Source organism: Antrihabitans cavernicola (genome assembly GCF_008297975.1).
In the GTDB taxonomy this organism is placed as follows: domain Bacteria; phylum Actinomycetota; class Actinomycetes; order Mycobacteriales; family Mycobacteriaceae; genus Antrihabitans; species Antrihabitans cavernicola.
In genome coordinates this window covers 31,049-38,519 of sequence record NZ_VLNY01000018.1, presented here as the reverse complement: position 1 = coordinate 38,519, position 7,471 = coordinate 31,049, and the positions used below count along the sequence as shown (strand labels likewise).

Below are 7,471 nucleotides of genomic sequence, written 5' to 3'. Positions count from 1 at the left end.
GGAGTGCACACATCCTGTTACAGGTGATCCGGCTGCCATGAATCCCACTCGTGCGCGGACCCGTCCATCGACGCAGTGATCATCCGACCAATCTACCGTTCGCGAAGCGACGGCGACCACAACGGTGCTCCCCCGGCGATCCAACTCTCGTCGAGGATCGAACCGAGGATCCGACGAACCTTGCTCACCGCCTGGTCGTCGCCGAGCCGCATCGCAGTATTGGCCGCGGCCAGCACGGCATCTTTCCACTCAACAGTTTGTACGAACGATCGTATTTTAGACCGGCCTGTTCCGGCAGGGATCGTAAAGGTGCGAGCGGGCTATCCGATCCGGCTCCAGGGCGGCACCGACGATGATCACCGCAGCTTGCCGAAGGTCGGCGGCGTCGACCTGGTCGGCGATGTCGGTGAGGGTGCCGCGCAGTACCAGTTCGTGTGGCTGGCTCGCGCGGTAGACCACCGCGACCGGGCAGTCGGGGCCGTAGTCCGGCAGCAGATCCGTCACGGCGTCGCGGATCCGCGTGATCGCCAGATGCAGCACGAGCGTTGCGCGGGTCTTCGCGAAATTGGTCAGCACCTCCGACTCGGGCATCGCGGTCGATCGCGCGTGGGCGCGGGTCAGCACCACCGATTGCACCAATTCCGGAACAGTCAGCTCTGCACGCAGCAGGGCGGCCGCGGCGGCATAGGCGGGGACACCGGGAGTGACATCCCATGGGATGCTCGCGCCGTCGAGTCGTTCCGTCTGTTCGGCGAGGGCCGAGTAGATCGACGGATCGCCAGAACAGAGCCGTGCCACGTCGTGACCCGCTGCGTTCGCGGCAACCAGGTGCTCGATGATCTGGTCCAGATTCAGCTTCTGGGTGTCGATCAGCGTTGCGCCGGTTGGGCAGTACGCGAGAACGGCGTCGTCGAGATACGTTCCCGCGTAGAGACAGACCTGGCTGGTGCGCAGCAGATCGACAGCACGCACCGTGAGCAGATCGGCGGCGCCGGGGCCTGCTCCGATGAAGTGGACGGTCATGGCATCAGCTTATGGACTACCGCTTCTGTGCCAGATACCAATCGATCAGCTCGGGGTCGTCGACGGCACTGCGGTCGACGATCCGCGCCGCGTCGGCACCCTGGAACATCCGCTTGATCGGCACTTCGAGCTTCTTTCCCGTTCGGGTGTGCGGGATTCCGGGCGCGACGATGATCTCGTCGGGAACGTGGCGCGGCGACGCTTCCTCGCGGATCGCGGTTTTGATGCGGGCGATCAGAGCGTCGTCGAGTTCGGCACCGTCGGCGAGGACGACGAACAACGGCATCCAGTAACCACCATCCGGTTGTTCTGCGCCGATCACCAGCGCCTCGGCGATCTCGGGTAGCGCTTCGATCGCCTGGTAGATGTCGGAACTGCCCATCCGAATTCCGTTGCGGTTCAACGTCGAGTCGGATCGGCCGTGCACGACGACGCTGCCGTGATCGGTGATCGTGATCCAGTCGCCATGGCGCCACACGCCGGGAAAGTGGTCGAAATAAGCGTCGTGATAGCGGTGGCCGTCGGCGTCGTTCCAGAAGCGCACCGGCATCGACGGCATCGGCTTGGTGATCACCAACTCGCCCACCTCCCCACGGACCGGCTTGCCGTCTTCGCTGTACGCATCGAGCGCGACACCGAGGAACGGGGCTGACAGCTCACCCGGCCACACCGGCACCGTCGGCGCACCGCCGATGAAGGCCGACACCACGTCGGTGCCGCCGCTGATCGACGCCACCTGTACGGTGTCGCCGACGTTGTCGCGCAACCAGATCGACGACGACGGCGGCAGGGTGGAGCCGGTGATGCCGACAGTGCGCAATGCACTCAGATCGTGGTCGGTCTTCGGAACCGAACCGGCCTTCGCGCAGGCCAGGACGTATCCCGGGCTGGTGCCGAGCACCGTCGCCTGCAGCCGAGCGGCCGTGGCCCACAGTGCGTCCGTGCTGGGGTACGACGGGCTGCCGTCGTAACAGACGACTGTCGCACCGGTCAGCAAGCCCGCGACCTGATAGTTCCACATCATCCAGCTGGGGCTGGTGTACCAGAAGAACACGTCGTCGCGACCGATGTTCGATTGCAGAGCAACAGCTTTCAGGTGCTCGAGCAGTACTCCGCCGTGCCCATGGACGATGCCCTTCGGCAGTCCCGTCGTGCCGGACGAGAACACCACCCACAGCGGATGGTCGAACGGAACCGCGACCGGCTCCAGCGGGTAGTCGCCCTCGACGGCACCGGCCCAATCGGTGACGCCCGCCGAAACCACGCCGTCCGAAAACACTGCGTCGGACAGCCGCGAGATCAGCACCGTCTGTTGCACACTCGGCAATCCGGCACGGATGTGTTCGATTTCGGTACGCCTGTCGTGCTCTTTGCCGCCGAAGCGGTAGCCGTCGGCCGTGACGAGAACGGTCGGCTCCAGTTGGCCCAGCCGATCCAACGCCGCCCGCGCCGAATAGTCTTGGCCACACGCGCTCCAGACAGCACCGATACTCGCCGTGGCGAGAAATGCCACGACGGTTTCCGGGATGTTGGGGAGGTAGCCGACGACTCGGTCGCCCACTCCCACGCCCAGTTTGCGCAGCGTCGCCGCGAAAGCGCCGGTCTGCCGGATCAGTTCGGTCCACGAAATCGCAGTATCTGCACCGTTTTCGGTCGCATAGACCAACGCGGGCCGGTCGTCGCGCACGTTGCGCAGCACTTGATCGACGTAGTTCACGCTGGTGCCGGGGAACCACACCGCACCTGGCATGTCGGTCGTAGCGAGGGCGACGTCCGGCACTGTCGACTGAATCTCGAAGAACTCCCACACCGATCGCCAGAACGCGTCGACATCGTCGACCGACCACTGCCAGAGCGCGTGGTAGTCGGATACGTCTATTCCGGTACGAGATTCGACGAACGTCGCGAACTCGGTGATCCGGGCATTACGAATGTCCGTATCCGACGGCACCCATTGCGGCTGGGCCGATTCCGCAGTCATGTCGGGCTCTCCTAGGTCAGGTCGCACGATGAACGATTCGTTCCGCATGGCGCAGAACGGGAGCGTCCACCATCTTGCCCTCGAAGGCGAAGACCCCGCGCTCGTTTGCGACAGCCGCGAGAACTCGTTTCGCCCATGCCAGCTCGTCGGCTGTCGGCGCGTATGCCTCCTTGATCACCGCCACCTGCGTGGGATGAATCGCTACCTTGCCGTCGAAGCCGACCGCGACCGCGTCGTCGGTCTCGGTTCGCAGACCACCGAGATCCTTGATGTCGACATACACCGAATCGAGGGCGAACCGGCCGTATGCCTTGGCAGCAAGGAGCGTCGTCGAGCGAACCTGCTGCGGAACGGAGCGGTACAGCCCGTCCGCACCTCGGCTGGCGTTTCCGGCGAGCCCGGCAATCAGATCTTCGGCACCCCACATCACGCCGATCGCGTTGTCGGCCTGGATCGATTGCACGACCGTGAGGGCACCGAGTGGCGACTCGATCAGCACGATCACTTCACGCGGCGAGAGCAGTGCGACCTGCTCGGGTGACTCGCATTTGGGCAACATGATCAGGCGGTACGCGGTCTGTTCCACGGCCGCCAGGTCCAGCGCGAAATCGTCGGTATCGGCCGAATTGACCCGCACCACAGTGCTGTTCGGATCGAGCGGCGTGTCGATCAGCGCCTGCCGTGCCGCGGCCTTGTCGCCTGCCGAGACACCGTCCTCGAGGTCCAGGATCACCACGTCCGCCGCCGCCGCTGCTTTTGCGAACCGCTCCGGTCGATCGGCTGGGCAGAAGAGCCAACCCGGGCCGGGCGCAACCCACGTCATGCTGAACCAGCTTCCGTCGCCCCGGTCGGCTTCTTTCGAACGAGGGTCTTGCGCGTCGCGGTGGCCACGATGTCGCCGTGCTGATTGAGGGCGGTGTGCGCGAACGTCACGATCCCCTCTCCCGGACGGCTCTTCGACTCTCGCAGGTCGGTGATCACCGTCTCGGCGTACATGGTGTCGCCGTGGAAGAGCGGCTTCGGGAAGGCGATGTCGGAGAACCCGAGGTTCGCGACGATGGTGCCCTGGGTCAGTTGCGCGACCGAAAGCCCGACCAACGTGGACAGCGTGAACATCGAGTTCACCAACCGCTGGTTGAACGGCGGCAAGGCCTCGCTGAACGCCGCATCCAGATGCAGCGCTTGGGTATTCATGGTCAGCGTGGTGAACAGGACGTTGTCGGCCTCGGTGATGGTTCGTCCCGGCCGGTGCTTGTAGACGACATCGGTTTCGAACTCCTCGAACCAGAGGCCGCGTTGGACGACGTGGCGCGTCACAGTCCCGCCTCCCGCGCGATCAGCATCAACTGCACCTCGGTGGTGCCCTCGCCGATCTCCAAGATTTTCGAGTCGCGGTAGTGCCGAGCGACGGGGTACTCGTTCATGAACCCGTAGCCGCCGAAGATCTGCGTGGCGTCGCGCGCGTTGTCCATCGCCGCCTCGCTCGCGACGAGCTTGGCGATGGATGCCTGCTTCTTGAAAGGCTTGCCCGCCAACATGAGTGCGGCTGCGTCGTAGTAGGCGGTACGCGCGACATGTGCACGCACCTCCATGCGCGCGATCTTGAAGGCGATGGCCTGGTTGCGGCCGATGGTCTTGCCGAACGCCTCGCGCTCCTTCGCGTACTTCACGCTTTCGTCGACACATCCCTGTGCCGCACCGACACTCAGCGCGGCGATCGCGATGCGGCCCTCGTCGAGGATGCGCAGGAAGTTGGCGTAGCCACGGCCACGCTCCCCCAGCAGGTTCTCTTCGGGGACGCGAACGTCTTGGAAGGTCAGCGGGTGGGTGTCGGAGGCGTTCCAGCCCACCTTGTTGTAGGCGGGCTCGGCGGTGAAGCCGGGCGTCGACGTCGGCACCAGAATGGTCGAGATTTCCTTCTTGCCGACATCGTTCTGGCCCGTGACGGCGGTGACTGTCACCAGCCGGGTGATATCGGTGCCCGAGTTGGTGATGAACTGCTTGTTGCCGTTGATGATCCACTCGCCGCTGTCCTGCTTTGCGGTCGTTTTGGTGCCGCCCGCGTCGCTGCCAGCGCCCGGCTCGGTGAGACCGAACGCGGCCAACGACTTGCCACTCGTCAACTGCGGCAACCACTCTTGTTTCTGAGCGTCGTTGCCGAAGCGGTAGACCGGCATGGCGCCGAGCGAAACGCCCGCCTCCAGTGTGATGGCGACGCTCTGGTCGACCTTGCCCAGTTCTTCGAGGGCGAGACACAGTGCGAAGTAGTCGCCGCCCATGCCACCGTACTCCTCGGGGAACGGCAGACCGAACAGGCCCATGTCGGCCATACCGTCGACAACCTTGTACGGGAAAGTGTGGTTGGCATCGTGTTCGGCCGCGACGGGGGCAACCACGCTCTGCGCGAAGTCGCGGACGGTCTTGGCGAGCTGGTCGTATTCCTCGGGCAGCTGGCCGGTGGTCAGGTAGTCGGTCATGATGCGGCATCCTTCGTGTTCGGTACTACGCGGGCGAGAATTTGATCCACCTTGACCTGTTCGCCTGTGGCGGCGAGCAATTCGACGGTGCCGTCGATCGGCGACGTCAACGAATGCTCCATCTTCATCGCTTCGACGACGACAATGGCGTCGCCTGCCTTGACACCGGCACCGCTCTCGACCTGAACAGCGATGACCGATCCCGGCATCGGACTGGTGATTTCGGCATCCCCGGCGTGCGTGTCGCCTTCGCGGACACTCACCTCCTGCACCTCGCGCAGAACGGTTGTTCCCGTGCGGCTTGCCAACCAGATCAGGCCGCCGTCGTCTGCCACCAGGTATTCCGTGCGCACGCCGTCGATGGTGACCGCAAGCGTCGGCCCCACCGAAACCGCACTGACCGTTCGACTTTCGCCGCCTTCGACGGTGACGGTCGCGCTGGTCGGAGTTCCGGTGATGCGCACGTGGTCGGTACGACCGAGCGCACCGAGTCGGATGCTGGTCGGATACGCGTCGCCGACTCGCCAGCCGGTCGGGCTGTCCCACGGGTCCGTGCCTGCCTTGCCCCAGCCTTGCAGCCACCTGCGCGCGGCGGCCGCGATGAAGTGATCATCGGTCGCCGCAGCCGGGGTGAAATCTTCGACTCGGCGATCCAGCAGTCCGGTATCCAGTTTGCCCGCAACCACATCCGGGTCCGCGAGGAGGAAACGCGCGAACTCGATGTTGGTGACGACGCCGAGGACCGCGGTGTCGGCGAGCGCCTTGTCGAGGGCACGGAGCGCGCCGGGGCGGTCGGCGGCGTACGCGATCACCTTCGACAGCATCGGGTCGTAGTCGCTGCCGACGACGGTGCCTGTGCGAAGACCGGAGTCGACGCGAACGCCGGGCCCGGTCGGCTCGTGCAGGGCGAGGACACGGCCACCGGTCGGCAGGAAGCCACGGCCGGGATCTTCGGCATAGACACGGGTTTCGATGGCGTGGCCGGTCAGCGTGACATCGTCCTGCGACACCGTCAGCTTTTCGCCTGCGGCGACCCGAACCTGCATTTCGACCAGGTCGTATCCGGTCACCATCTCGGTCACCGGATGTTCTACCTGCAGGCGAGTATTCATTTCCATGAAGAAGAACTCGTCGGGTGCGTCGGCGGAGACGATGAATTCGACGGTGCCCGCGCCCGTGTAGTCGACGCTGCGTGCCGTGTTGCAGGCTGCTTCACCGATCCGCGCACGCGTTGCTTCGTCGAGCAACGGTGACGGCGCTTCCTCGATCACCTTTTGATGCCTGCGTTGCAAGCTGCATTCACGCTCGCCGAGGTGAATGACGTTGCCGTGTTTGTCGGCCATCACCTGCACCTCGATGTGCCTGGGCCGCAGCACGAATCGCTCGAGGAACAGCGTGTCGTCGCCGAACGACGACGCCGCCTCACGACGCGCACTCGCCAACGCTTCGGCAAGCTTGGCAGGATCTTCGACCAGGCGCATGCCCTTGCCACCACCGCCGGCCGACGGCTTGACCAGGACGGGGTAGCCGATGTCATCTGCAGCTGCGATGAGGTCGGCGTCGGTCAGGTTGGGCTTGGCGATGCCAGGAACGACGGGAACGTCGAACTTCACCACCGCGTTCTTGGCGGTGATCTTGTCGCCCATCACCTCGATGGCGCGCGCCGATGGACCGAGGAACGCGATGCCCGCCTTCTCCAGGGCGGCAGCGAAATCCTTGTTCTCCGAGAGGAAGCCGTAGCCGGGGTGTACGGCTTGAGCGCCGGTTCGCTGCGCTGCCGCGACGACCTTGGCGATGTCGAGGTAGCTCTCCCGCGCAGCTGCCGGTCCGAGCAGCACTGCGGTGTCGGCCTCATGCACATGCAGTGCGTCGGCGTCGGCCTCGCTGTAGACGGCGACCGATCGAATTCCCATGGCGCGCAGGGTCCGGATGACGCGGACCGCGATCTCGCCGCGGTTGGCAACCAGGATGGTGTCGAACGTTGTCATAG

At 64.9% G+C, this 7,471-nt stretch carries 7 protein-coding genes; all 7 read right to left on the bottom strand.

The features are described 5' to 3' along the window. Positions 1 to 92 precede the first annotated feature (92 nt). Genes FOY51_RS27320 through FOY51_RS24150 form a run of 7 tightly spaced genes read right to left on the bottom strand, consistent with a single transcriptional unit; the run spans position 93 to position 7,469 of the window. On the bottom strand, positions 93 to 236 hold the full coding sequence (locus FOY51_RS27320) for a hypothetical protein (RefSeq protein ID WP_187776451.1): 144 nt from the start codon (positions 234 to 236) through the stop codon (positions 93 to 95). A gap of 40 nt (positions 237 to 276) precedes the next feature. Further along, positions 277 to 1,023, bottom strand: a complete 747-nt coding sequence (gene cobM / locus FOY51_RS24175) for a precorrin-4 C(11)-methyltransferase (protein WP_149432839.1) — start codon at positions 1,021 to 1,023, stop codon at positions 277 to 279. A 16-nt stretch (positions 1,024 to 1,039) separates the two neighbouring features. Beyond that, the gene (locus FOY51_RS24170) at positions 1,040 to 3,004 is read right to left on the bottom strand and encodes an acetoacetate--CoA ligase (protein WP_149432838.1); all 1,965 of its coding nucleotides are present in this window, start codon (positions 3,002 to 3,004) and stop codon (positions 1,040 to 1,042) included. Between the two features lie 16 nt (positions 3,005 to 3,020). Continuing rightward, the gene (locus FOY51_RS24165) at positions 3,021 to 3,827 is read right to left on the bottom strand and encodes an HpcH/HpaI aldolase/citrate lyase family protein (RefSeq protein WP_149432837.1); all 807 of its coding nucleotides are present in this window, start codon (positions 3,825 to 3,827) and stop codon (positions 3,021 to 3,023) included. Beyond that, on the bottom strand, positions 3,824 to 4,321 hold the full coding sequence (locus FOY51_RS24160; protein WP_149432836.1) for a MaoC family dehydratase: 498 nt from the start codon (positions 4,319 to 4,321) through the stop codon (positions 3,824 to 3,826). Before FOY51_RS24160 ends, FOY51_RS24165 begins: the two co-directional genes overlap by 4 nt. Further along, positions 4,318 to 5,481, bottom strand: a complete 1,164-nt coding sequence (locus FOY51_RS24155; RefSeq protein WP_149432835.1) for an acyl-CoA dehydrogenase family protein — start codon at positions 5,479 to 5,481, stop codon at positions 4,318 to 4,320. The genes FOY51_RS24160 and FOY51_RS24155 overlap by 4 nt, the downstream gene beginning before the upstream one ends. Further along, the gene (locus tag FOY51_RS24150; RefSeq protein ID WP_149432834.1) at positions 5,478 to 7,469 is read right to left on the bottom strand and encodes an acetyl-CoA carboxylase biotin carboxylase subunit; all 1,992 of its coding nucleotides are present in this window, start codon (positions 7,467 to 7,469) and stop codon (positions 5,478 to 5,480) included. Before FOY51_RS24150 ends, FOY51_RS24155 begins: the two co-directional genes overlap by 4 nt. Positions 7,470 to 7,471: the final 2 nt, after the last annotated feature.